The sequence below is a fragment of the Variovorax sp. S12S4 genome, assembly GCF_023195515.1.
Taxonomy (GTDB): Bacteria; Pseudomonadota; Gammaproteobacteria; order Burkholderiales; family Burkholderiaceae_C; genus Variovorax.
The window spans coordinates 5,318,763-5,344,050 of record NZ_JALPKR020000002.1; the positions used below are offsets into that span (position 1 = coordinate 5,318,763).

Annotated in this window: 17 protein-coding genes; 10 read left to right on the plus strand and 7 right to left on the minus strand. The window is 65.4% G+C overall.

Annotated features, from left to right (window positions below; translation table 11 throughout):
* Window positions 1-7 precede the first annotated feature (7 nt).
* Window positions 8-9,967 (minus strand): two-partner secretion domain-containing protein, encoded by a 9,960-nt coding sequence (locus tag M0765_RS26060; RefSeq protein ID WP_258506986.1) that lies wholly within the window; start codon window positions 9,965-9,967, stop codon window positions 8-10.
* Window positions 9,968-10,435: 468 nt separating this feature from the next.
* Here M0765_RS26060 and M0765_RS26065 point away from each other — a divergent pair, with 468 nt between their 5' ends.
* Window positions 10,436-10,960 carry a hypothetical protein gene (locus M0765_RS26065; protein ID WP_258506987.1) on the plus strand — a complete coding sequence of 175 codons (525 nt, stop codon included), beginning with the start codon at window positions 10,436-10,438 and terminating at the stop codon, window positions 10,958-10,960.
* A 99-nt stretch (window positions 10,961-11,059) separates the two neighbouring features.
* On the opposite strand, the gene M0765_RS26070 is transcribed toward M0765_RS26065, so the two are convergent.
* The 6 genes from M0765_RS26070 to pilV all read right to left on the minus strand — a co-directional run bounded on the left by M0765_RS26070 (window position 11,060) and on the right by pilV (window position 18,265).
* Entirely contained in the window at window positions 11,060-11,626 is a 567-nt protein-coding gene (locus M0765_RS26070) for a GspH/FimT family pseudopilin (protein WP_274708814.1), read from the minus strand.
* Complete coding sequence (locus tag M0765_RS26080) at window positions 11,623-12,057, minus strand: type IV pilin protein (protein WP_274708815.1); 435 nt, start codon at window positions 12,055-12,057, stop codon at window positions 11,623-11,625. Before M0765_RS26080 ends, M0765_RS26070 begins: the two co-directional genes overlap by 4 nt.
* Window positions 12,054-15,884, minus strand: a complete 3,831-nt coding sequence (locus M0765_RS26090) for a pilus assembly protein (RefSeq protein ID WP_258506991.1) — start codon at window positions 15,882-15,884, stop codon at window positions 12,054-12,056. The genes M0765_RS26080 and M0765_RS26090 overlap by 4 nt, the downstream gene beginning before the upstream one ends.
* 167 nt (window positions 15,885-16,051) lie before the next feature.
* A complete protein-coding gene (locus M0765_RS26095) occupies window positions 16,052-16,705 on the minus strand; it encodes a pilus assembly PilX family protein (protein ID WP_258506992.1) in 654 nt (217 codons plus the stop codon).
* Window positions 16,702-17,676, minus strand: coding sequence for a PilW family protein (locus tag M0765_RS26100; protein ID WP_342456047.1), 975 nt, complete (start codon window positions 17,674-17,676; stop codon window positions 16,702-16,704). Before M0765_RS26100 ends, M0765_RS26095 begins: the two co-directional genes overlap by 4 nt.
* Before the next feature lie 13 nt (window positions 17,677-17,689).
* Entirely contained in the window at window positions 17,690-18,265 is a 576-nt protein-coding gene (gene pilV, locus M0765_RS26105; RefSeq protein ID WP_258506994.1) for a type IV pilus modification protein PilV, read from the minus strand.
* A 165-nt stretch (window positions 18,266-18,430) separates the two neighbouring features.
* Between pilV and ribD the strand changes: the two genes are divergently transcribed.
* From ribD to M0765_RS26150, 9 genes are all read left to right on the plus strand, one after another.
* Window positions 18,431-19,558 (plus strand): bifunctional diaminohydroxyphosphoribosylaminopyrimidine deaminase/5-amino-6-(5-phosphoribosylamino)uracil reductase RibD, encoded by a 1,128-nt coding sequence (ribD, locus tag M0765_RS26110; protein ID WP_258506995.1) that lies wholly within the window; start codon window positions 18,431-18,433, stop codon window positions 19,556-19,558.
* 86 nt (window positions 19,559-19,644) lie between these two features.
* Complete coding sequence (locus tag M0765_RS26115; protein WP_258506998.1) at window positions 19,645-20,310, plus strand: riboflavin synthase; 666 nt, start codon at window positions 19,645-19,647, stop codon at window positions 20,308-20,310.
* Window positions 20,307-21,461 carry a bifunctional 3,4-dihydroxy-2-butanone-4-phosphate synthase/GTP cyclohydrolase II gene (gene ribBA / locus M0765_RS26120; protein ID WP_258507000.1) on the plus strand — a complete coding sequence of 385 codons (1,155 nt, stop codon included), beginning with the start codon at window positions 20,307-20,309 and terminating at the stop codon, window positions 21,459-21,461. Before M0765_RS26115 ends, ribBA begins: the two co-directional genes overlap by 4 nt.
* A 6-nt stretch (window positions 21,462-21,467) precedes the next feature.
* The gene (gene ribH, locus M0765_RS26125) at window positions 21,468-21,935 is read left to right on the plus strand and encodes a 6,7-dimethyl-8-ribityllumazine synthase (protein WP_157614414.1); all 468 of its coding nucleotides are present in this window, start codon (window positions 21,468-21,470) and stop codon (window positions 21,933-21,935) included.
* Window positions 21,932-22,468 carry a transcription antitermination factor NusB gene (nusB, locus tag M0765_RS26130; RefSeq protein ID WP_258507007.1) on the plus strand — a complete coding sequence of 179 codons (537 nt, stop codon included), beginning with the start codon at window positions 21,932-21,934 and terminating at the stop codon, window positions 22,466-22,468. Before ribH ends, nusB begins: the two co-directional genes overlap by 4 nt.
* Entirely contained in the window at window positions 22,465-23,661 is a 1,197-nt protein-coding gene (locus tag M0765_RS26135; RefSeq protein ID WP_258507008.1) for a pyridoxal phosphate-dependent aminotransferase, read from the plus strand. The genes nusB and M0765_RS26135 overlap by 4 nt, the downstream gene beginning before the upstream one ends.
* Complete coding sequence (locus M0765_RS26140; RefSeq protein ID WP_157614416.1) at window positions 23,658-24,116, plus strand: YbgC/FadM family acyl-CoA thioesterase; 459 nt, start codon at window positions 23,658-23,660, stop codon at window positions 24,114-24,116. Before M0765_RS26135 ends, M0765_RS26140 begins: the two co-directional genes overlap by 4 nt.
* Entirely contained in the window at window positions 24,113-24,835 is a 723-nt protein-coding gene (gene tolQ / locus M0765_RS26145; RefSeq protein ID WP_126750007.1) for a protein TolQ, read from the plus strand. The genes M0765_RS26140 and tolQ overlap by 4 nt, the downstream gene beginning before the upstream one ends.
* 15 nt (window positions 24,836-24,850) lie before the next feature.
* Window positions 24,851-25,288 (plus strand): ExbD/TolR family protein, encoded by a 438-nt coding sequence (locus M0765_RS26150; protein WP_258507011.1) that lies wholly within the window; start codon window positions 24,851-24,853, stop codon window positions 25,286-25,288.

The following is a 25,288-nucleotide window of genomic DNA, read 5'->3' on the forward strand; positions in this document are numbered from 1 at the left end:
TTGCTGTTCACCTCAACTTGACGATGGTCATGCCATTCTGATTCACACCCGATACGATCTTAACGAGGTTGCCGCTCTTCCGGGCGGCCTCGATGGCATCCGCTGTGCGTATGGATGCCGGGATTTTGGAGTCTCTTAGCGTCTTCACCGTATCGGTGATCCAATCATCTGACATTTGCGGCTTCAAATTGGTTGTTGTATTTTGCGGACTCAATTTGATGGTTCCATCCGCATTAAGAGGTTTGACCTCGCTGACATAGACTTTGCCATCCTTCAAGTAGACGCCATCAAAGCAATTGCTGCCGCATTTTCCATTGAGAGGGGTGTAGCCATTGCGAATGAAATAATTGTCGGCCACCAACTCGCGGACATCGCCTTGCAAGGTTGTATTGGGTAGCTTCTCGATTTGAGACAGCATGTTCAGGTCTGACGAGGTCAGCTTCACCGGCATCCCCTCCATCGTCATCTTCTGTGCGCTGATATTGCCACCTGACGACGGCACGACCTTTCCGGCCAACGCCACGTCCAGGGATTCGGCAAGACGGGCAACCGTGCCGAGGCCACGATTGATGATGGCCCCACCCAGAACCAATTCCTCAACGATGTGATCGGGCGTCGCCGAGCCGTTCCGCGCGCGGAAATTCTCCAGTCGAGTGGCATCGCGCTTGGCCAGATCAAGCACGATCAGGCTCGCCGCCTGCCCAAAGAATGTATTGATGTACGGATCGGCTTGCTGTTCTGGCGTGGCGCTGAAGTAGGTTTGCACATCCCCGTTGCTTCCATAGCTGTGCTGGGTGACCCCGTTGACTACGATGGGGCTGCCGACATACGGGCTCAGGATGTTTTGCGCTTCGCGCAAGTCTTGAACGTATCGCTCCACGCCGCCGCGGGCGCCTTCGCTGTTGGGATCCAGCGTCGTCGCAAGAAGGGTCGCCAGATACGCCGCATTCTTCGCGTTCTCATCGTTGTCGACTTGGCCCTTCGCGGTCTTCTCCAGAATGTCTGTCCAGTAGACGGTTGCCTTTTTCTCGCATTCGCTGCTACCAGCGCACAGCTGCTTGGCTTTATCGGCAGCAAGCTTGCCGATCAATTGACGCTCTGTCGGATGCAACTGCCTGTTGTTGACATCCACGCTCGCCGCACTGACTGCACCGGCTGTGCCTCCGGCAATCCCTCCGATGGCCGCCGCGGTGATGGCCCCCAACGCCTGCGCGACGGGCGTCTCCAATCCCATCTGGTCGATCGCGTCGCCAATCCTGGGCATCAGCGCCGCACTCGCGCCCGCTCCGATCGCCCCGGCCACCCCACCGCTCAGCAACCCCGCCCCCATGTGGGCGGCCACGCGATACCTTCCGTCCTCGTCCCATTTGGCGGCCTCGTCGAGCAAGGCCTGCTTCTTGTCCGGATCACTCTCCTTGCCCGCTTGGTTGCGCAACTCTGCGGCCTGTTTGCCCGCATAGGTGCCGATCTCGCGCGCGATGTTCTGGTTGAACTGCTGCGTCAGCTGTGCCTGGGCTTGCACATTCTGAATGATGGTCTGGGTGTTCCAGTCCTTGATCAGGGTACCTGCGCTGCTGGCGTCACCCGTCCTGACGCTCTGGTCGCCCGCAATTCCCGAGATGCCGGACCTCGTAACGCTGGCCTGGTTGTTGCCGCTGTAGCTGCCGAGCCCAGGACTGCCGCTCAGTGGCACCGCCGACTGTCCCTCATGGGGGCTCCAAGATGGACTCGGGTTGCTGGGCGTCGTGTATCCCAGGCCCACGCTGCCTCCGACCGAATAACTGCTCCCGCTCGACTGGCTCACGTTCTGCAGGTCGCTCATCGTGAGCGCGCCGCCGGTATGAAAGCTGTTCTTGCCTGCATCGATGGCCGCCTGCGTGCTCTCGATCACCGCGCCCGTCAGGTTCGTGTTGCCCTTGACGTTCACATCGAAGCCGCCATCCCCAGCCTTGATGCCCGCCTGCACGGCGGGACTGATGAAGACCCCATTGGCTTTGGCGCTGGCCGAGTTCGCGCTGACCGTCGCGACAACCCCGTAGCAGATCGGCGGTATGCACAGGCTCACGCCGAAGCCGCCGCTGGACTGCCGGCTCTGGCCCACGCTCACGTCCTGCAAGCTGGCGATGTTCAGGTCGCCGCCCACGTCCGCCTTCACGCGGTTGGCTTCGATCGTTGCCCCATTGAGCGTGAGATTGCGGCCACTGGAGATGTTCACGGCGTTGCCGCCGGAGACCTGGGTGGCGTTGTACGTGATCTCGTTCTGGTTATCGCGGCCTTTGCCGTTTTGCACGCCCAGTTGAATGCTGAAGCCATTCTGTGAGCCGGCCCCGAAGGTCACGCCCACGCTGGTTCCATGACTGGAATTTTGGCCCGCCGTCACGCTGGTGTTCTTGCTGGCCTCTAGCGTGATGTCGTTGTCCGCCGCCAGGTTGACGTTATTGCCCGCCGCGATGGTGGAGCCCACGGCATGGATGTTGGAGCTGGCCCCTGCGCCCGTGGCAACAATGTTGACGTTGTTGGCCCCCGTGACGCTGGAGCCCACGGCCGTGGAGCTGGTGCTGAAGCTGGTGCCTTGGCTGGTGTTGCGGCTCGCGGTCACGCTCACGCCGTAGCTCAGCGTGCTTGCTTCGCTCATGCTGCTCAGGCTGGGGCCGCTGCCGCTCAGGGCACCAGCGAGCGTGTTGCCCGCGTCATACGCCTGTTTGCCCGCCATGGCCAGATTGATGGCGCCCAACGCCTGCATGCGACCGTTGCCGCTGGTGTCTTCCATCGCCCGGACGGTGCTCTGGGCGTTGCGCAGGCTGTCCGTGCTGATGCCCATGAAGCTGGCGCTGCCGCCCAGCTTGCTGCTGGAACTGCGCTGCACCGTCATGCTTTGCTCGGTGTTGTAGGCCTCGTTGATGGTGACGTTCTTCGCCAGGATGTTGACGTCGCCGCCGGCGAGCGGGCCGGCCTGTCCCGCAGCCATCACGCTGCTGGCGGTCTGGCGGTATTCGTTGCCGGCCACCAGCGTCACGTTACCCCTGAGGCTGGCCACCTGGCTGGCCTGCTGGGTGGTGCGGCTGGTCGTCTGGGCGCCGAAGTCCTTGATATGGCCCAACCCAGGCTGCGACCAGGAACCGATAAAGCCGCTCTTGGCGTTGGCCGAGGAACTGCTGCTGAGTTCGGTGTTCTGCGCGCTCTCGATGGTGAGGTTGCGCCCGGCCATCATCGTGACGTTCCCATCGGCAACCACGGTCGCTGCCTGCAAGGTGGTGTCTCGCCCGCTGACGGTCTGCAGGCTGCCGGCCGAGATGGTGGTGCCGACCGCCTGGGTCGTGATATCGACGCTGGTGCTGTTGCCCGAATTCTTGCGATTGCCGTAGCCGCCGACCGGTCCGCCAGCGTCTGAAGCAAGTGCCCAGGCCCGCGACAAGCCCGTGCTGCTGGTGCGCTGCTGGCTGGCGTGCAGTTCGGTGCTGCTGCTGGTGGCGGTCGTGAGATTGATGTCGCGGCCGGCCGACAGGCTCATCCCGCCGTCGGAACTAAGTTGCGCAGCCTGGAGGTTGACGTCGTTGCCGGCCACGACGGCCACGGACTTGCCGCTCAGGCTGCTAGAGAGCACCTCGGTGGTGGCGGTGCTGTCGAGGGTGCTGGAGCTGCTCTTCCTGAACAGGCCGTTGGAAGACTTCTGCGTGGCCGTCGCAACGCTGGTGGTGGCCTGGCCCGCGGTCAGGTTGATGTCGTTCTTGGCCGTGGCGACCAAGGCGCCGTCGGTGCTCTGAACGGCACCCGCGCGGATGTTCAGGTCATTGCCGGCCGCGAGGCGCACGTTGTCCTGGCCCTGGATGACCGAGCCGACCTCGTGGGTCTCGGACGAGATTCCCGCCCAACCCTTGCCGGCCGCCACGATGGTGTAGCCCTCGACGACCGTGCCGAGATTGATGTTACGCCCCGCACCCACCGCAGCCGATCCCGCGCTGACCAGCGCGGCGCCGACGAGGTTGGCGTCGCGCCCGGCCGACGCGACCAACGTCCCACCCGGATTGGTGACGTACACACCGGCGATGCGGTCGATGGCGGTATTGCCGCTTGCGCTCTGCGTCGTCGTCTGGATGTTGATGTCGCGACCGGCGGTCAACGCCACGGCATCCCGTGCCGTGATGCTGCCGCCGATGTTGTTCAGGTCGTTGCGGGCATTGATGCCGATGCCGCCGCCGACGATGCGCCCGCCGAGGTTGTTCACGTTCTCGGCGTCGATCTTGACCAGACTGCGGCCGGCGATGGTGCCCGTATTGGTTACATCGCCCGAGCTCTTGATGATGGCGGCGTCCGCGCTCAACAGTGCACCCGAACCGTCGATATCGCCGGGTCGCACCCGCACATAGACCTGCGGCACCAGCACACGCTGGGTGCTGCCGTCTGGCAGCGTGACCGTCTGCTCGACCAACCACACGATGTCGCTGGTCAGCTGTGCCATCTGCGCCGCGCTCAACCCTACCCCTGGACGCAAGCCGTACTGCTTCGCGAAGGTCACACCCGCGTTCATCAGCGCGGTGTATTGGTCATCATCATTGTCGAAGCCATCGAGATAGCGGTAGCCCGTGAGCTGCGCGACCTGCTCGCGAATGAGCTTCTGTTCGTAGAAGCCATCGCCCAGGCGCTTGAGGATGTTGTTCGGATCCTGGCCTAGGTTGTTCAGCAGGTAGTCGCTGCTGAGCCACATGCGCTTGTTCGTGAAACGCGGATCGGTCTCGATCAGGTAGCGGCCAGGGCCCGCATGGATGTTGAACAAACTGGCGTTGGGCAGACGCGTGTTCGGCAGGCTGGTGCGCACCACCATGGGGACGGTCTGGGCGCCTGCGCCTCCGGTCCCGCCGGCCGCGCCTGCTGCGGTGCCCGAGGTCGGCGCCGCCCCGCCGACGTTGGCCGCCACTTCCACGATGGTCGCTTGTCCCTTGCCGGTCACCCCGCCGGTGCCGCCCGCGCCGCCCGCTGCGCCGCCCACGGGCGCTGTGCCGGCGTTGTAGCCGGTGGTGGCATTGGTGTTCTCCTGGTATTTGTAGCCGCCCAGCAGGACCGTCGTCGGCGCGGTAGTGATCGGAATGTTCTGACCCTGGTCCTGCCCGTTGTTGTCGACCCCCGACGCCAAGCCCGTGACCGTGCGCCAGCCTGTCAGCTGGGAGGACTGGTAGTCGGTGGCGGTGATCGTCCCGCCCGCCAGCACCTGGCTGTTCTCGTTGTACAGGCGGCCGTTGACATTCATGTCGCCGCCGGCCACGAGATGGGCGGGATCGGCGTTGATGGCCGTGTCCTCAGTGGTGGTCAGGAGGTTGCTCCACACGGTGTAGCCGCCGATGCCCACGAGCTCGCCAGTGTCCTTGCGGTACACAAAACCGTTGGCACCGTCGACGGTGACTTCACCCAGCGCGTAAGGTGTGGTCCTGCCGACACCGCTGCCGACCAGGGTGACTGGCGCGACGCCGAACCGCAGTTCGGACGTTTGCGTCGGCGTGCCCATCTGCAGATGCACGTCGCGGTTGTTGACCTGCGCCATCGCAATGGACATGTCGCCCATCGACTCGATGTCCGCACTCAGGTTGTCGAGCACGGCGCCCTGGCCGATGGCTTGGCGATTGGCGTCGAGCGCTCCGCCGATGTTCATCGACCCCGCGCCCAGGCCGCCGCTGAAGATCAGCGCGTGCTCGCGGTTGGTGATGGTGCCCGCACCGATGTTCAGGGTGTTGCGTGCCGCAATCGTTCCCGCCTTGGTCGCGCCATTGAGCGTTTCGGCATCGTTGAGCAGCGTGCCGACGGCGATGGAGATGTCGTTGCCGTAGATGCGGCCCGTGCCGATGTTGTTCAGCGTGCCCGCATTGATCTGGGTCTTCCCGGTGCTGTCGATCAGGCCGCGGTTGATCAGCGTGCCCGCGGCGTTGACGACCGTACCCGTCCCCGACATCTCCGCGTTGGCCGTGTTGTCCACGTTGTTGCCGCCCACCGTGAGCGTCTGGCCCGCGAGCAGCTTGCCGTTGTTCGTGAAGTTGCCGGTGGTGGTGTAGGTCAGGTTGCCGTTGGCGGCCACCTCGCCGTTGTTCACGATGTCCTGCGTGAGCGCAATGCCCAGGTCCTGGCCCGAGACGGCCCGGCCGTCGCCGCTGAAGGTCGCGGCATCGATCTGCAGGCTCTTGTCGGCCACCAGCGTGCCGCCGGTGTTCACCAGGTTGAGCGTCTTGGCGCCGGGGTTGGCCGCGTTGGGATCGACGATCTTGAGCGTGTCGCCCGCCGAGATCAGTCCATTCGTGTTGTTGACGGTGCCGCCGCTGGTGAGGGTGGCATTGACGTCGGCGCGGATGGCACCTGAGGTGTTGTCAAGGTTCCCCGCGCCGATGGCCACGTTCTGGCCTTCGATGCCTTGATTGGTGCCGAGGGTATTGGTGTTGGCGATGCTGCCGGCGTTCAGCGTCGTCGTGGCCGCCGAGCGGATCAGGCCCTTGGTATTGGTCAGCGTTCCCGCGTTGATGCCGAGGTTGCCCACCGCCAGTGTCTCGCCGCCGGTGTTGTCGTAGCCTGCTCCGTTGGTGTCGATCGCCACCGTGGACTGCCCGAGCACCTGGCCTCCACCCGTGTTGGAGAAGGCCTGCGTGTCGGCGACCAATGCGTTCTTCGCGCCGATGAAGCCGGCGCTGTTGACGACCGTTCCGGTGGTCAAGTTGAGCGTATCGCCGCTGGTGATGCCGCCTTGGCCGTTGGTGTAGCCGGCCGCGTTCGTGTTGGTGAGCGTCTGTCCGTTCGTGTTGACGGTCATGGCGTCGCCCGACTGGACCAGGCCGGCGTCGTTCACCAGCGCGCCCGAGCTCACCGCCACCGTGGTGGTCGCGGCCAGCGTGCCTTGCGTGTTGTTCAGCGTGTTGCCGTGCGTGTCCACCACCAGGCTGTTGCCGAAGACTTTGCCCGATTGGTTGCTCAGACCGCCATTGCTCAAGGTGGTCGCGCCGCCGGCTTGCAAGGTGCCGCTGTTGTTCGTCGTCGCGCCCGTGGTCGTGACATTCAGGTTGCCGGTGACAGCCGCGGTCGTGCCGCCGCTGTTGTCCAAGCTGGCCGCGGTCAGCGTCGTGTTGCCGTTCGCGGCCAGCGTGCCACCCACGTTGGTTGCGGCCCCGCCGATGGTGGCGTTCAGATCGCCGACCGAGGTCACGCTGCCCGCGTTGTTGTTCAGGCTGCCCGCCGCGAGTGTGGTGTCGCCGCCCGCGAGGATCTTGCCGCCGGCCGAGTTGTCGAGTGGCCCGGTGGCCGTGAGGCTCAGGTTGGAGGCGCCGCCCGCCTGCAGCGTGCCGCCCTGGTTGCTCACCGAGCCTGCACTCGCAGCGATGGCGCCGTTGCTCGCGATGGTGCCGGCGTTGTTGTTCAGCAGGCCGCCCACAGCCAGGGTCGTGGCGCCCGTGCCGGCCTGGACGAGGCTGCCGCCCTGGTTGCTCAGCGACCCCGCGCTCAGGTCGATCTGCTGGACGTAGGTGGTCCCGCCGTCCTGGTTGAAAGCGCCCGACAGGGCCACCGCCAGCGCGCCGTTGGTCGTGATCTGGCCGTTGCTGCCGCTGTAGTTGCCGCCCGCGATGGCGAGCGTGCCGGCGCCGGCATGCTCGATCTTGCCGCTGGTGTTGGTGATGCTGGCGCTGTTCAGGCTCAGGTCCTGGCCGTTGCTGGCGATGCGGCCGCCGTCGTTGTTCAGGGTGCCGCTGGTGGCGATGGTCGTTGCGCCCGTGCCGGTCTGCACGATCTCGCCGCCGTTGGTGTTGGCGAGGTTCGAGACGCTGATCTGCAGTTGGCCGGCGTTCAGCTGGCCGGCGCTGTTCACGAGCGTCTGGCCGGGCTGTGCATTGGCCGTGATGGCCAAGGTGCCGGGGGTGGCCACGGTGGCACCGCTGGTGGTCACGTCGCCCTGGGTGGCGGTGACGGCGATGTGGGCGGCGCCCGTCTGGCTGCCGGAGAGGTCGACAAAGGCGCCCTGCAACGCCAGGTTGCCGCCCGCGGCGTTGGTGCCTGTGGAGGTCAACCCTTGCGCCGCCGTGACGTGCAGATCACCCGTGCTTTGCAGCGATCCCTTGGTGCCGTCGAGGCTGCCGGTCTGGATGGTGAGGTTCGCACCGCTCGCAATGCGGCCGTCGGTGTTCAACAGCTGCCGGCCGATGGTGGCCTGGACGTTGCCGCCGGCCGACTGGAGCGTGCCCTGGGTGTTGTTCAGGGACTGGCCGGTGAGCGTCAGGCCCTGGTTCGAGGCCAGGGTGCCGGCGGTGTTGTTGACCGCGCCTGCCACATTGGCCGTCAGCGCGCCCGTTGCCGAGATCGACCCGCGCGTGTTGTCGACTTGGCCGCCGACCGTGAGGCTGGCATCGGTGGCGCTGGTGAGCGTGCCGTCGACGTTGATCAGGTCGCCGCTGGTCGCAATGTTCAGGCTGCCCGCGTTCAACGTCCCGCCGGCGTTGTCCAGCTGCCCCACGTTGGCGCTGAAGCTATTGCTGACGTTGAGCGTCCCGCCCGCGTTGCTGAAGGTTGGGCCCGTGACCGCCATGCTGGCCACCGACAGCGCGCCGCCCGCGTTGTTGATCTGCGGGGTGTTCAGTGTGACCGGGCCGCCAGCGTAGATCTTGCCGCCGTCATTGAGGATGGCGCCTCCCGCGGTGAGGGTGCCGGGCGATGTGGGTACATACGGTGCCGGTGCGGGCGAGGCCGTGCCGCTGGTGCCGGAAGTGGCGCCGGTGGTCGTCGTTCCTGTGCTGGTAGCGCCGGTTCCGGTTCCGGTGCTCGTGCCGCCGCTGGTGCCGGTGGTTGCCGGTGCTGGCGCCGGTTCGATGCCGATGACTCCGCCGTTCGTGTTGGACAGCACCGGTGCAGTGATCGCAAGGCCCACGCTGCTGGTCTGACGGATCGTGCCGCTGCGGTTGTCGATGTCGCCGGCGCTGGCGAGTTCGAGGCGAGTGCCTTCGAGAGTGCCGGTGTTCTCGAGCCGTCCAGCTGCAGTCACGATGAGGTTGCCATTGCTGGCGCCGATGCTGCCGGCGTTGCGCACGCCCAGGCCGGCCTCGGTGCCGATGAGCGTGATCTTGCCGGCATACATGCCGCCGAGCGCGGCCACGTCCAGCGCGAAGGTAGGTGCTGCGCCGGTGCCCGTCGTGGGTGTGATCTGCGTATGGTCGGCGCTGACCTGGTTCGCACCGGTGACCACCTTGAGGTCGGTGGCGTAGATCGCTGCATTGAGCTGCACGGCGCGAGCGAGGATGGCCGCATAGTCCGTCTTGCTGGCATCCAGGCCCGCACCATCGATGGTGACGGTGCCGCCTCGCACGAGGAAGCTGTCGAGACCGCCGATGGCGTTGAATTGCGGCGTGCCCGTGGTCACCGTGGCGCGAGACGCGTTGATGAAGCCGCCCCCATTGATGCTGATGCCCGCAGGGTTGGCGATGATCACCTCGGCACGCTGCCCCGCGACTTCGATATAACCGCGCAACTGGCTCGGGCTGCCGCCGTTCACCTCGTTGACGATGATGCGCGCGGGGCCGGTCGCCAGATAGGGGTTGCCCTGGACGATGCCGCCGAGCTGTGTGGCTACATTTGTTCTGCTGTTGTTCAGGATGGCTCCATTGGGGGCCACGTTGAACTGGTTGAATATATTTCTGCTGACACCGGCCGCGCTGGGCGTCTGGATGTTGACGAGCGGCACGCCGTTCGGCGCGACCATCACGGTGGGCCGCAGGTTCCCGGGAACGTTGGGGGCGCCGACGATCTGGGCTTGAGCAGGTGAGGCCGACAGCATGCCCGCGAGCGCTGCGCCTACAAGCATCGGCGCAAAGGCTGCCGCACCGGCGAATGCACCGACCGCGACGGTCGTGGCCTTGGAGGATCCCTTCCCGGTGCTCTTGGCCGTTTCTTGAACGACCATGCGCAGCCCGCGCCTCGCATTGAAGACAATGCGATGGAGGTTTTTATTCATCTCGTTTTTCTTCCCTGATCGATCCGTGACAGCGGCAGCACACAGCGCATGCGGCATGTTGATTTGCCGACAACCCGTCGGCGAGCCCGGATTCTGGATTCGAGTGGCCGTAAGGAATGTCAACGAATCGCAGGGCGCGCAGATTGAGCCGGAAAGCGCCACATATCGCACACGCGCACTCAATGGAAATGAATCATTAAGTAGTCATCGGTGCGACTCGGCTGCTACGATTTCGACAGGTAGCCTCGAATCGAATCCCTCCTCCCTGAGTGAGGCTACTTTTTTGACCCGCCCCGACGAATCTCGTTTGGGCGGGTTTTTTTCGGAGCCAGAAGGCGCAGGCGATCCGACCACTGGCAAGCGCTCACGCGAACTTTGAGCATGCAAGGCATCCCGAATTGAATGACATGAATCAGGCATATTCGAGGGGCCGGACACTTGAGCGTCTGAGTCAGGGAGAAACAAAAAATGGACTATGCCGAGAGAGTCGCCAAAGGACTCGATGGGGAAATGAATCTGCGCGTGTGGCTGAATGCCCAGGGGCTAGCGCATGTCTCGATCTGTCAGAACCCGGAATCCTTCGCCACTCTGTTCTCGAGTCATGTGAAGCGTCCGGACTTTCTATTGCTGCTGGAATCGATCGGCCTGATTGCTATCGACGTGAAAAATCAAACACTCTCCAAGCGGCCCGTGGGATACACGCTCACGCTCGATGCGGAGGTACGCCGGGCCGTCGCATTCGAGCGGTTGTTCAAAATCCCGCTGTGGTACGCCTATCCCTGCGAGGAGAATGACCAAACGGTCTGGTACTGGATCAGTGCTTTGAAGGCGCTGGAGGTGGGTGATAGGCGAGTGAATGCAAACAAAGTCGAATTTCTGAGCATCGCACTTGAGCATTTCGAGCGGCTTGTGACGAACGCGGATCTGGGCAAGTTGTACACGCACCGATTGCCGGCAATAACCAAGATCTCGGGATTGCCTCTTACTGCGTAGCGAGCCGGTCATAGGTGGTTCACAGACCTCCACAGGGCTCTCAGCCAGATCGATTCATCATCGATTCGATCCATCAAATGCCGGGACTGAGCACCTAACTCATTTGCCCCCGCTGCCGCAAGCGCCGGTTCCGCACTCACCTCGCAGGTCGGGGTTGCAGACCTTGGCACGACCCGACGCCGACACCACGATCGACGTCCTTCGTCCCGACTCGGCCTTCAGCGTGAGGCATCCGGCGCCGAAGCCCGTGCCGCCCGCCCGGCGCGAGAAGCCATTGCTGTCGTAGTCCAGCCCGCGCACGAATCCATCTCCAAGTGCCGCGTCGACGCTCACCCCGCTCGGAAGCTTTTCGAACTTGCGCAGGGTGTGCATTGCGCCTTCGGGTCCTGCCTGCACGGCCCAGCCGCTCGACCAGTCGCTTCGCTGGAGCGCGCCCACATGGACCTTTTGCGAACGCTGAATGGCCTCGGTGCGGGCCAGGTTCAGCGCGGCCACGAAACCGCTCGAAGCAGCGGCAAGCCGCTGGTTGAGCAGCAGGTCGCGAAACGAGGGAACGGCGATCGAACCCAGGATTGCCATGATGGCCACCACGGCCATCAGCTCGACGAGGGTGAAGCCGCCCGACGCGACACTCGCCCCCATCGACCATCGCCAGCCGTGTCTCATTGCCAGCACCTGGCCCCCGCTGCGCCATTGCAGCCCTTGTCTCCCATGCTGTCGATCCAGAGCGCTCCAACCTCCGGATCGGCGTAGCCGGGCTTCGGGGTGGCCGTGAGCCTGATGCAGCGCTCGATGGTGCCCTGCCCCTCGCAATTGCCGCTCTCGACGAGGTACTTGCCGCCCGCACCTCCCTCGCCGGATCCGCCTTCGTAGCGCTTGTACTGCCCGGCCATGGTGTACTGCCGCTCTTGCTGCTGCATCTGCTGCATCAGGGCCGAGCGCGCTTCGGTGCGCCAGCCCTTGCGCATGAAGTCCAGGTACGACGGATAGGAGATGGCGGCCAGGATGGCGAGGATCGCGACCGCTATCATCAATTCGATGAGCGTGAAGCCATGAATGCGTCTGGCGGTGCCGTTTGCCGGCTTTGTGGCCTTCATGGCTTCGCTCCCTGAAAATCGACGATCTGGCGCCAGTTCAGGCGCCCGGCCACCTGCGAAACCTGGCCGCCTTCCACCGGCTGCACAGTCGAAATGGCGGCCCCGCCAGGGCCGCCTCCAGAACCGGCGTTGATCACCGAAAGCTTCTTCGTTGCCGAACGGCGGCCAAACGCATCGGGTGAGGCAGAGGCCCCTTCGCCAAGCGCAACGAGCAAAGGCGACGACAACAAACCCACCGTTGAAGGCACGCAGGTCCCACCCGTCGAAAGCCCTGTCATTGCATTGACCGCGCAGCTGCGGCCGCCACCATTTACTCCGCAGGCATCGCCATTCGGTATCAGCGTGTTGAAGAACAGATAGCCGTCGCTGAGCGCCAGCCGGGTCACCTGCCGCTCGCCAGAATCGAGCGACCCGGGAAGATCGAAATACCAGCCGCGGCGGCTCGCCACGCTGCGGCTGCCCGTGCCATAGACGAAGGGCTCGCCCACGATGGCCGGCAACGGCTGGCCGGCGGCGGCGGCCGCAGTGCGCGGCTGAAGCTGCGTGCGCGTTTCGTGCGCGGGGATGGCTGTGCCGGAGTCGTACACGCCGTAGAGCGTTTGCACCGCATGGCTGGCGCTGCCGATGTCTTCAGGGCTCATGAACTTGCCGGTGCCGAACAGAACGACGGCGCCGCCGTTCGGCCCAGCCCCCACTTCCGGCGCCACGGTGATGGGTTGTCGCTTTGCGCCCGCTCCGGGCGACATCGCGACCATGAGCGGCTGCCCCTTCAAGCCGAGTGCGTTGTCCTCGTTCCATGGCGCACGGCCGGTGAAGTCGAACTTCCACAGGTTGCCTTGCGTGTCGCCGGCGTACAGCCAGCGCACCGATCCATCCGCGGCTGCGTAGTCGCCCGGAGTGCCGAGGGCATTCACAATCGTTTTGTCCGCCGGAGCCGGCAACACGATCTTGTGATAGTTGACACCGCGCTTCCAAGCGGCGCCGGCGGCCTTGTCGAGCGAGAGCAGGAACAGCGCCCCGCGCCTCTCCGGATTGGCGTTGTTGAAGCCCGAGGGAACCACGGCGAACCAGGCATGGGCCGCGGCCCCGGAGCGCGTGGGCGCGGAGAGGCGGAACTTCAAGATCCGCGGCGCCTGAAGCACGTGGCCCATGTCCTCATCGTCGAGCCCCGTGAACTCCCACAGTGCCTTATCCGCAGAAAACGCACCGGGATCGGAAGCATCGAGCGCGAAGACACCGGTGGCTCCAGCACCCATTCCGGAAACCAGCACAGTCTTCCAGCTGCCGTCGGCCATCCTGGCTTCCGTTGCGGCGGGGGATCCATCGACATAGGATTGATGCACATGGTCTGGCGAGCTGTAGCCCCCGAGCTTCGGCAACACCGCGCGTGGCACGTAGGCGAAGAGCTCGCTTCCCGTGGCGGCCGAGAACGCGTGCAGCATGCCGTCGTTGGCGCCGACATACACCGCCGAGGGCCGCGCTCTGTTCGCTTCGAGAAACCGGCCATAGCCGGCATCCTGCAAGTGCGGGCCCGGCGCGCCCACGAACAGCGGGTTCGAATTGGCAACATCGCCCATGACCGAGTCACGCACGCGGAACATTCCACCCGGTGCCGACATTTCCTTGCGGCGGTCCCCGCGCAGATAGGCCACGCGGTCGGCGCCCAATGCATCGGATGCCGACGGCGTCGCATAGGGCGTGGAGTTCAATTGGCCTCTCGCCACGTTGTCGAGCGACTCCCAGCGAAAAGGCGTGCCTCTGCCGGCCGACGAAAGGGTGAAGATGTTCCTGTCCGAGGGATCGCGTGCAGCAAGTACCGGCTGAGCCGATGCGCTGCCGGTCAACAGGGCTCCCGCATCCCACGCGGGCTCATCGGCCTGGCGCACCGTGCCCGCAGCCGCGTCGTAAGCCAGCGGGTACGACAGCAGCGTGCCCGACCAGCGGCGTCCGCTGAACCGCGCCACGTAGAGGCTGCCCCCGGCTTCCGCGATGCGGTCCGACGAAATGGCGGCGTCGGCCGTCCGCCCGCCTGGCGGTGCCGCTGCCGACTCGAAGATCCGGTGGATCACGCCGAGCAATTCCCGCGGCTCGCCTGCCAGGAAGTAGTTGGACGGCTTGGGCTGGCCGTCGTCATCAATGCCTTCAGCCCATTCGGAATTGCCCGTCGTGTCGGCTTGTCCACTGCTGGTCGACACCCTGAACGGATTACCGTCCGCGTTGCTGTCTGCAAAGCCCCCGTACTTCGACGCGAGATAGAGCGCGCTGCCGCGCTGCGCTTGCCCGACGGCCCCCTGCCCGCCCGCGTCCAAGTCGACACCGAAGGTCTGGACCCGCACGTCGGGATAGTCGGCGCGAATCTTCTGCGTGTTCGCCCAATAGGCCAGCCCCGCCATGCCGAACGAACCCTTGTCGGCACCTGTTTCCGCAGCTGCAATGGTGCTCGCCGTCAGTTGCGCGCCGCCCTTGTAGTTGAAGGCCGGAAGGCCGCGGTTTCCGGTCGTTGCAAGACCGGTCTTTCCCGAAGGGTGGGTATAGGACAGCGATTCGCGGTTCTCGAACGCGCCGACCAGGCGGGTCCAGTAGGACGTGTCGGGCTCGAACGACGCGTTGCTGAAGCCGCGGCCGCCGCCAGGCAGCCCGGGCAATGAACGATCGCCGTGCGTTTCCAGATCTCCTATCGCCAGGATGTAGTTCTTGCGGCAGCTGGCACCCACGGGGTCCCAATTCTTGTGGCCATCGGTGCGCCACTGCGCCGTGTCGTTGTAGACGGGCAGCCCGTCCTTTCGCGGATCGTCGATGGCGGCGATACCCGCCATTGCATCCCGCGTGGGCACCTTGCCCTGCAGGTAGCGCAGCGATTCGTAGTAGAGCTCGCCCGCGGGGTCGAACTTCTTGTACGCACCTGCCCTGCCGAACCGGTTCAGGTAGTTGATGACGCCGCCGGACCTGCCGCCCTGCGCGGTGGATATCGGATCGGCAAGGAAGACGCCGGTCTTCGCATCCCATTCGGTCTGAGGGTTGTCTACCCTGTCGAGCTTCGCCTCCAGCTTTCTCGGCCCGGCATATTTCACCGGTGCGCGCAACACACCTCCATAGCGGGCCGGGTCGTTGTCGAGCAGATAGCCGAACACGGCAAAACGAAGCCGGTCCGCGTAGCGCTGTATCTCTCCTGCGGGCTTGAAGTTGCCGCTCGGGTACTTGACGCAAAGTCCGCCGCGCACCGCGGCTTCGGCTGCAGTGCAGACCTCGACCCGCGCGAAGTAAGGAGCGCTTGCCGCGCCGGGGCCGTATTGCTGGTCGGTGCCGGGGCTGGCGCAGCTGCCGCTTGCGCTCGGTCCGACGAACATGCGGTCAGCGCAGTGATTGAAGTGAAGAGTGCCCGCCGCGCGCAAGCCATTGCTGCTGCCCGCCACCAGCGGCGTGAGCTTGTCCAGGTTGCCGGTCACGGCCTTGTCGGGGAAGTGGCTGCTGCGATAGAAATCCTGCGGCAGCACCGCACGTTGCAGCACGGTGCGGTCGGCTTCGTCCACCACCCGGTCGCCACCTGTCAATGCAAGCCTCAGCACGTCGACGGTGGACGTGGCGGCCCAGTTCAACAGGTTGCCGCTCCATTGATGCGCGCACGCGATCTCGCCGCCTTCAAGTCGGGTTGCCGGAGCCACGCGCTTGAAGTAGCCATCGGCGGGGGCGTAGCCGTAGCAGGCCATCGGATCCCAATAGCCCAGGTAGACCTTCTTCCAGTCGAAGCTGCCGCGATAGGCCGCACCGGTGTTCGAGAACTCCAGCGCAAGGTCGATCACCATGTTCGCATCGACGCGCGACGCCATGGAAGACAGCGGCTCGCTCGGGAGATCTACAGCCGGCGCCACGCCGCTGTCCGCTGCAAATACAGAGGTACCGATGCAGAGCACCCATGCGGCAACAGCTGCCGCCGGGCACAAGCGACTTTCAGGAGAACGCATTCGGATTCCGTTTCAGCAAAAAAGAGGGGAAGTCAGGACGGGCAACCCGGGCTGGCGGCCGGCTTGTACAAATTGGTTTGCAGCACTACCTGCGTCTCGTCCCGCACGCCGTAGCCGATGGCCGTGATGCGAAAGAGATGCGAGGCGTTTCGTGCACTTGCGCTCTGCAGCTGACTGGACTGCCACCCGCCGTGGTTGCGCACCGCTTCCACGATGTAGCGCGGCGCGCGTGCGGAGAGCGCGCCGCCGCGGGCGCCTGCGGCCTCACTGGCAGTGGCGTAGCTTTGTCCGGTGAAGGTGCCGTAGGCGACCGACGTTGTGCTTTCGGCTGCGAAATCAGCAGTCATCCAGATCGGCTTGGCGCCGTCTTCGGCATGGGCGCACAACCCTTGGTGAATGCCCGTGCCGCCGCATCCCGCGACAAAGGCCGAGACATCCCTGCCGTTGAAAACACACAGGCGTTGCGCCGCGCCTTGGTTCGGGCCGAGCACGTCGCGCTCGGCGTCGACGAGCGCAGCTTCGGCGGCCTGGAACGCGATTTCGGTGTCGCGGTCGTTGCGTGCGCTTCGCTCGCCTACGAGCGAGACTTGCGCAGCACCAATGCCCAGCACCATCGCAATGAGCAGCATCAACAGCACCACGATCAACGAGAAGCCTCGCTGCGGCGAAGGGCCGCTCCGGCTCATGGTGCCGGCTCCTTCATGACGTTGCGCAGCATGACCGTGAAGGTGGAGGTGCGTCGCAACCTGCCGTCCGCCGGCGGCATGAAGCTCACGCCGGGAAAGTCGGCGCCGACGGGGTAAAGACGTTCGACCTGCGTTTGGGCTCCACCAATGCCGGGGCCACTGCGCGCCACCATGCCGATGCGAAGACCGACCACCTTGCGCCACTCACTGTTGATGCCGGCGGTGGAGCCCGCCAGCGCCTCCAGCTGTGCAGCATCGAGCCAGCGTTCAGGCACGCTGTCGCCATTGCCGTCGTAGGCGTAGACGACCTTGAACACCTCGATGCCGCGCGCAAGCGGCTCGGACCTGAACGCACCCTCTTTGTCGCTGCGGTACTTGCAGTAAAGCTCGGGTTCCTTGTCGGCAGCTTCGGCCACGAAGAAGAAGCTCCACGCCCGATCGGCGAGCGACGGCTCGCCATCAGCAGGCCCGGGCTGGGCGATGCCCATGCAATCGACCATGGTGCCGTCGGGCTCGGTGTCGCCGCCTCCGGCGCGGCTGCGGCCGAAAAACCGCACCCGCAGCGAGTCGCTTCCGTTCACGCCCCTGCTGTTGTGGCTGCCGTGGCTTTCGCCTGTGAAGCTCACCCGCGCATTGCTCGCGCCGACGATGTCCAGGTCGGATGGATCGTCGGCCGAGGCCATCAGGTTTGCGCTGCTGCCGATGACCACGGTGCCGTCGGAGCCGACGCGGTCCGGTGCGTAGTCGGCATAGCCGGCTTGCCGCACCATGCCCCTGACCACGGCAGCCGCGAACCGCAGTGAATCTTCCACCGACTGCGCTTCCGCATTGGCGGCAAAGAGCTGCCGGCTGCCAAGGAAGGTGGCCGTGGCGGCGAGCACCACCATCAGGCCAATCACGGCGGCGACCATCAATTCGACCAAGGTCATCCCGCACTGGCGCAGGCGCATTGGGTGATAAGGGGCTCGCATGGCAGCCGTTCGCCTAGCCGGAAACCAGCTGCATCACCAGGCGAGGCGGAAGCTCACGCTGCGGCTTGCCGCCGTGCTTTGCGTCCGCAGCGTCGGCGTGCGGCACCCAGCCGAGCTTGACGACCACATTGCGGCCTGACTGGCTGCATGGCCATGCGTATTCACCGGCCGACGCGTTCCAAGGGTTGTCGTCGAAGCACACGCTGACGCGGGCACCGGGCAGTGCCTTGGCAACGCGGCGCATCCATTCGTCCATGTCCCAAGCGGCGAGGCCTTCCGGATCGCAAGCCCCTCCGGCCGCCGCGCATCCACCCGAGGCACCGCCGGTACCGGAATCCGCGCTCCAGTTGACGACGAGGTAAGTATTGGCCGCGTCGTTTCTGGCCGCGACGCCCGGATTCATGCGAACCTTTTCCGAGAGGTCGCGAGCAAGGTTGACTGCCGCAGCGAACGTTGCGGCTTCCTTGCCCGTTCGCACAGCCGTGAGCAGCATGCCGATGGAGCCGAGCAAACCGAGGCTCAGCACCGCAATGGAAACGAGTACCTCCACGAGCGAAAAGCCCGTGGAGGCCTGCCTTGATGTAGCCATTTTTCGATGTCCTCCCCCGTCCTGCAACTTCGGTTGCTTCTTTATTCCTGCATCGAAACTGGAGCGTAGGCGCGGCTCCTGGCAGCCCGTTTGCCGTTCGTCCGCTTTTGACCGCCGCTCGTATGATCCAGCGGCTCCGGTGTTAATTAATTCTTCTCGCAGTCCATGCCTTCCCCCGAACAAGACGCGCAGCACATCGCCACCGCATTGCAGTTGGCCTCGGCCGCGTTGTTGCTGACCGATCCCAACCCGCGCGTGGGTTGCGTGCTGTGCGATGCAGACGGGCGTGTGCTGGGCCAGGGCCATACGCAGCAAGCCGGCGGACCGCATGCCGAAGTGATGGCGCTGCGCGATGCGGCGGCCAAGGGCCATTCGGTTGTGGGCGCCACCGCCTACGTCACGCTCGAGCCCTGCTCGCATCACGGACGCACCGGCCCCTGTTGCGACGCCCTGATCGCGGCCGGCATCGGCAGGGTCGTGGCATCGCTTGCTGACCCGAACCCGCTGGTCGCCGGGCAGGGTTTCGCCCGTCTTCGGGCAGCAGGTGTCGAGGTGCAAACCGGCCCCGGCGCGGCAGAATCGCGCGAACTCAACATCGGTTTCTTCAGCCGCATGGTCCGCAAGCTGCCTTGGGTGCGTCTCAAGGTGGCGGCCTCGCTCGACGGCAAGACAGGCCTTGCCAACGGGGTGAGCCAATGGATTACCTCCGAGGCCGCCCGCGCAGATGGCCACGCGTGGCGCGCTCGCGCCAGCGCGGTGCTGACCGGCGTGGGCACGGTGCTCGAAGACAACCCCCGGCTGGACGTACGACTGATCGAGACGCCGCGGCAGCCGCATCTGGTGATTGTCGACAGCCACTTGCAGACGCCGCCCGATGCTCATGTTTTCATAGCAGGCCGTCCGGTGTGGATTTACGCGGCTGTCCGCGACGAAGCCCGCGCTGCCGCCCTGGAGGCACGCGGCGCCACCGTGACCTGCCTGCCCAATGCAAGCGGCAAGGTCGATCTGGCCGCCATGCTGCAAGACCTGGCAGCGCGCGGCGTCAACGAACTGCACGTCGAAGCCGGCCACAAGCTCAACGGCTCGCTCATTCGCGAAGGCTGCGTCGACGAGCTGCTGGTGTACCTGGCGCCCAAGCTGATCGGCAGCGGCCTCGACATGGCGAGCCACCTGCACGCCGAAGGGCCGCTCACCTCGCTGGAAGGCGCACTGGCGCTCGAATTCAAGTCTGTGCAGATGCTCGGGCCCGACCTTCGGGTCGTCTCGCGGGTGCGCGGGCGCGACAGCTTCTAGCGTCCAGCCCCGGCCAGCGGAGGCGGATTGCACGGCCAAAGCGCCGCGGAAAGGCCGAGGGCCCCCGCATCTGCGAAAATGTGCAAATGTTCACCGGAATCATTACCGGCGTGGGGCGCATCGCCGCCATCCACGACCTCGGCCCCTCCTCCTCCTACGGCAAAAGACTCGGCATTTCGGTGCCCGACGGATATCTCGACGATGTAGGCCTCGGTGACAGCATTGCGCTCAACGGCGCCTGCATGACCGTGACCACCCTCGATCCGGCGCAGCAGCTGTTCACCATCGACATTTCGGCCGAATCGCTCGACAAGACCGCCGGCCTCACCGAAGAAGGCGCCCGCATCAACCTCGAGAAGGCGCTGCGCGCCAGCGACCGGCTGGGCGGCCACATCGTTTCGGGCCATGTCGACGGCATCGGCACGGTGAGCCACTTTGCGCCCGTGGGCGAAAGCTGGGAGCTGCGCGTGGTCGCGCCGCCCGCACTGGCGCGCTTCCTGGCCTACAAGGGCTCCATCACCATCAACGGCGTGAGCCTGACGGTCAACAGCGTGAGCGACATCGAAGACGGCGCGGAAGTCAACATCAACCTGATTCCGCACACCGTCGAAAACACCTCCCTGGGCAGCCTCACGGCCGGCTCGAAGGTCAATCTCGAAATCGATACCGTGGCGCGCTACGTGGAGCGCATGCTCCAGGCCGGCGTCCTGGTGCCAACTCCTTCCACGTATTCCAAGGACACCGCTGAATGAACGCCTCCGTCACCCCCATCGGCGCGCCCCGCGGTTCGCGGGCACCCGCGCCGATTTCCCCGGTCGAGGAGATCGTAGCCGAGCTTGCCGCCGGCCGCATGGTCATCCTGGTGGACGAGGAAGACCGCGAGAACGAAGGCGACATCGTCATTGCCGCGGACCACATCACGCCCGAGGCCATCAACTTCATGGCCCGCCATGCACGCGGGCTGATCTGCCTCACGCTCTCGCGCGAAATGTGCGAGCGGCTGCAGCTGCCGCCCATGGTGTCCCGCAACGGCGCCAAGCATTCGACCGCCTTTACCGTTTCGATCGAGGCGGCCGAAGGCGTGACCACCGGCATTTCGGCCGCCGACCGCGCCCGCACCGTGCAGGCCGCCGTGGCGCGCAATGCCGTGGCCAGCGACCTGGTGCAGCCCGGCCACATCTTTCCGCTGCAGGCAGTGGACGGCGGCGTGCTGATGCGCGCCGGCCATACCGAAGCCGGCTGCGACCTCGCAGCCATGGCCGGCTGCTCGCCCGCCTCGGTGATCTGCGAGGTGATGAACGAAGACGGCACCATGGCGCGCCTCCCCGACCTGCAGATTTTTGCGGCCGAGCACGGGCTCAAGATCGGCACCATTGCCGCGCTCATCGAGCACCGCAGCCGCACCGAATCGCTGGTTGAAAAAGTCGGTTGCCGCGAAATCCAGACCGCGTGGGGCACCTTCACCGCCCACGCCTTCACCGACAAGCCCAGCCGCGGCGTGCATCTTGCGCTGGTGCGCGGCACGTGGGCGCCGGACGACGTGGTGTCGGTGCGCGTGCACGAGCCGCTCTCGGTGCTCGACGCGCTCGAAATCAACCGCTCGCTGCACTCCTGGAGCCTTGACGCCAGCCTGGCGCACATTGCCAACGAAGGCAAAGGCGTGGCCGTGCTGCTGAACTGCGGCGAAACGGCCGGCGAGCTGCTGGCCCAATTCGACGGTACCGCGCGTCCCGCGCAAGCGCCCGAACGCGGTCGCATGGACCTGCGCAGCTACGGCATCGGCGCGCAAATCCTGCGCGAATGCGGCGTGCACAAGATGAACCTGCTCGGCACGCCCCGCCGCATGCCGAGCATGGCTGCAGGCTACGGCCTCGAAATTGCCGGCTACCTCACGAAAGACTGACACGACATGCAAGGTGCAAACAAGGGAGCGGATGCAAAGCCGCTCGACGGAAAAGGGCTGCGCATCGGCATCGTCCAGGCACGCTTCAACGCCGACATCACGGACGCGCTGGCCGCGGCCTGCCTGGCCGAGCTCGAAAAGCTCGGCGTGGCGGCGGACGACATCCATCATGTGCAGGTCCCCGGCGCGCTCGAAGTGCCCGTGGCCCTGCAGGCCATGGCGGTGCGCGGCGGCTACCACGCGCTTGTGGCGCTGGGCTGCATCATCCGCGGTGAAACCTACCACTTCGAACTGGTGGCCAACGAATCCGGGGCGAGCGTGAGCCGCATCGCGCTCGACCATCGCATTCCCATCGCCAACGCGATCCTCACGACCGAAAACATGGAGCAAGCCATTGCCCGCCAGACCGACAAGGGCCGCGATGCGGCCCAGGTGGCTGTCGAGATGGCGCAATTGCTGGCCTCCCTCAAATGACCGAAGACAACAACAAGACAGCAGGCGCCAAGCCGCGCCAGGCGCGCACCGGCCTCACCAGCACCGGCGCACGCAAGGCTTCGGCCAAGTCGAACCGCAGCCGCGCGCGCGAATTTGCGTTGCAGGCGCTCTACCAGCACCTGGTGGGCCGCAACGACGCCGCCGCCATCGACCAGTTCACGCGCGACCTCGCGGGCTTCCACAAGGCCGACGCCGCACATTACGACGCGCTGCTGCACGGTGCCATCGAAGGCGCGGAGCAGCTCGACGTGCTGATTCGCCCCCTGCTCGACCGCAAGTTCGAGGAAATATCGCCCATCGAGCACGCCGTGATGTGGATCGGCGTCTACGAGTTCCAGCACTGCCTCGACGTGCCATGGCGCGTGGTGCTCAACGAGTGCATCGAGCTTGCCAAGGAATTCGGCGGCACCGACGGCCACAAGTACGTGAACGCCGTGCTCAACGGCCTGGCGCCGCAACTGCGCGCGGCCGAGGTGGAGGCCGACCGCACTTCCGGCAAGGCCAGGACGTGAGAATTTCGAAGCGCGCGCAGCGCATCGAACCGTTCTATGTGATGGAGGTTGCCAAGGCCGCCGGCGTGCTGGCGCGCGAGGTGGCGCATACCGACCGGCCGATGATCTTCCTGAACATCGGCGAGCCCGACTTCACCGCGCCGCCGCTGGTCCAGGAAGCCGCCGCGCGCGCCGTGCGTGCCGGCGCCACGCAGTACACGCAGGCCACCGGGCTCGACCATCTGCGCGAGCGCATCAGCGGCTGGTATGCGCAGCGCTTCGGCGTCGACGTACCGGCACGCCGCATCGTCGTGACGGCCGGCGCGTCGGCCGCGCTGCAGCTGGCCTGCCTGGCGCTCATCGAGTCCGGCGACGAGATCCTGCTGCCCGACCCGAGCTACCCCTGCAACCGCCATTTCGTGAGCGCCGCGGATGGCACCGCGGTGATGATCCCGACCACGGCCGACGAGCGGTTTCAGCTCACCGCCGCCAAGGTCGAAGCCGCGTGGACCGGCAAGACGCGCGGCGTGCTGCTCGCATCGCCTTCCAACCCCACGGGCACCTCGATTGCGCCCGACGAACTGCGCCGCATCCACAACGTTGTGTCGCAGCGCGGCGGCATCACGCTGATCGACGAAATCTACCTCGGCCTCTCATACGACGATGCCTTCGGGCAGACGGCGCTGGCCATCGACGACAACGTCATCAGCATCAACAGCTTCAGCAAGTACTTCAACATGACCGGCTGGCGCCTTGGCTGGCTGGTGGTGCCCGAAGCGCTGGTGCCGGTGGTCGAGCGGCTGGCGCAAAACCTCTTCATCTGCCCCAGCACCGTGTCGCAATATGCGGCGCTGGCCTGCTTCGAGGATGCGAGCATTGCCGAATACGAACGCCGCCGCGCCGAGTTCAAGGCGCGCCGCGACTGGTTCATTCCGCAGCTCGATGCGCTGGGCCTCAGCGTGCCGGTGGTGCCCGATGGTGCCTTCTACGCCTGGGCCGACTGCACCAGCGTGGCCGAGAAGCTCGGCATTTCGGGCAGTTGGGATTTCGCCTTCGAAACCATGAAGCGCGCCCATGTGGCCGTGACCCCGGGGCGCGATTTCGGCACCGCCGAAACCGGCAAGTTCGTGCGCTTTTCCACCGCCAGTTCGATGGCGCATCTCGAGGAATCCATCGAACGCCTGCGGGCCATGATCGCGAACCCGGCCCGATGAGCTACGCGTTTCCGATCCGCGTGTATTGGGAAGACACCGATGCCGGCGGCATCGTGTTCTATGCCAACTACCTCAAGTTCATGGAACGCGGGCGCACCGAATGGCTGCGCTCGCTGGGCGTGGAGCAGCGAAAGCTCCGAGAGGAAACCGGCGGCCAGTTCGTGGTGAGCGAAACCCAGCTCAAATACCATCGCCCCTCCCGGCTCGACGACGAACTGCTGGTTACAGCCGATCTCCGACAAATGGGTACGGCGTCGTTGATAATCGGTCAGCAGGTGCTATCAAAAACAGAGCAGGAGCGAACAGGCGCCCCGGCGCCCGTCCTTCTGTGCGAAGGCACCATCCGCATCGGCTGGGTGGACGCCACCACGTTGCGCCCCGCGCGCATACCGACCCAAGTTTCGGGAACCCTCGAGCGCTCCGGCGGCTCCATGACTCAACCTTTCAAGCCATGAACCAAGACCTCTCGATCATCAATCTCCTCCTCCACGCGAGTTTCGTGGTCCAACTGGTCGTGCTGCTGCTCGTGATCGTTTCGATTGCCAGCTGGGCCGCGATCATCCGCAAGTACTTCGCGCTGCGCCGCATGCGCGCGCTGAACGACGACTTCGAGCGCGAGTTCTGGTCGGGCACCAGCCTGAACGAGCTGTTTGCCTCGGCCGCGCAGAACGCCAAGTTCGCCGGCCCCATGGAGCGCATCTTCGCTTCGGGCATGCGCGAATACCAGAAGCTGCGCGAACGCCACGTGAGCGACGCCAGTACGCTGCTGGACGGCGCCCGCCGCGCCATGCGCGCGAGCTTCCAGCGCGAACTCGACGCGGCCGAACAGAACCTCTCGTTCCTGGCCACCGTGGGTTCGGTGTCGCCGTATGTCGGCCTCTTCGGCACGGTCTGGGGCATCATGCACGCCTTCACCGGCCTGGCCGCGCTCGCGCAGGTAACGCTGGCCACCGTGGCACCCGGCATTGCCGAGGCACTGGTGGCCACGGCCATCGGCCTGTTCGCCGCCATTCCCGCGGTGGTGGGCTACAACCGCTTCGCGCGCGAGATCGACAAGATCGCCATTGCGCTCGAGACCTACATCGAGGAGTTCTCGAACATCCTGCAGCGCAACCTCTCGGCCCACCCGGCCGCAAGCGCGACGGCAGCTTCGGCGACTCCGGGCAACCGCTGAACGGAGGCCCAGCGCATGCCCGCCGTTTCATCCCGGGGCCGAGGCCGCCGCACGATCAACGAGATCAACATGGTCCCGTTCATCGACGTGATGCTGGTGCTGCTGATCATCTTCATGGTCACGGCGCCGCTCATCACGCCGAGCGTGATCAACCTGCCCTCGGTCGACCGTGCCAACAAGCAGCCCGACAAGCCCATCGAGATCGTCATCAAGAGCGACGACGAAGTGCAGATCAAGAAAGACCCGTCCGCCGGCAGCGGCGGCGCGTCCGTGCCCATGACCCAGATCGGCTCGGCGGCCAAAACCGCCCAGGGCGGCGACGACCAGCGCCCCGTAATCATCAGCGCCGACAAGTCCGTCAAGTACGAAACCGTCGTGAAGGCGATGAACCAGCTCAAGCGCAGCGGCATCGAGCGCGTGGGCCTATCCGTCACCACCACGGGCGGCAAATAA